The organism is Methylobacterium sp. CCH5-D2 (assembly GCF_001556475.1).
Taxonomy (GTDB): Bacteria; Pseudomonadota; Alphaproteobacteria; order Rhizobiales; family Beijerinckiaceae; genus Methylobacterium; species Methylobacterium hispanicum.
On sequence record NZ_LSIX01000509.1, the window covers coordinates 1 to 602 of the forward strand.

Below are 602 nucleotides of genomic sequence, written 5' to 3' on the forward strand. Positions count from 1 at the left end.
GCCCGTGAGCCAGATCGCGAGGCCCGCCAGCACGACGCCGGCCGAGACCGCGGCGTCGGCCGCCATGTGCAGGAAGGCGCCGCGGATGTTGATGTCGCCCTTCGCGCCCGCCGCGAAGAGCCAGGCGGTGAAGCCGTTGATCAGGATGCCGATGCCCGCCACCACCATCACGGTCACGCCGGCCACGGGCTCGGGATGGACGAGGCGCCAAGCCGCCTCCCAGAGGATGGCCCCGACCGCGACCAGCAGGAACACCCCGTTGAACAGGGCGGCCAGGATCGAGGAGCCGCGCAGGCCGTAGGTGAAGCGCGCGCTCGGGCGCCGCCGCACCAGCACCGAGGCCGTCCAGGCGACCGCGAGGCCGAGCACGTCCGAGAGGTTGTGGCCGGCATCGGCCACGAGCGACATGGAATTGCTGGCCCAGCCGTAGCCGGCCTCGATCAGCACGAAGGCGGTGTTCAGCCCGATGCCGAGCGCGAAGGCGGTGCCGAAGCTCGCCGGGGCGTGGACGTGTCCATGCCCATGCCCATGCCCATGCCCCTGCCCTGCGCCGCCGTGGCTGTGCCCATGCCCGTGTCCATGACCATGGCTGTGCCGGCGGG

The 602-nt window shown here is 72.4% G+C and carries 1 protein-coding gene; it reads right to left on the minus strand.

From position 1 onward, the window contains the following. On the minus strand, window positions 1-602 hold a 602-nt coding region (locus AX737_RS13045; RefSeq protein ID WP_156453687.1), incomplete at both ends, for a cation diffusion facilitator family transporter.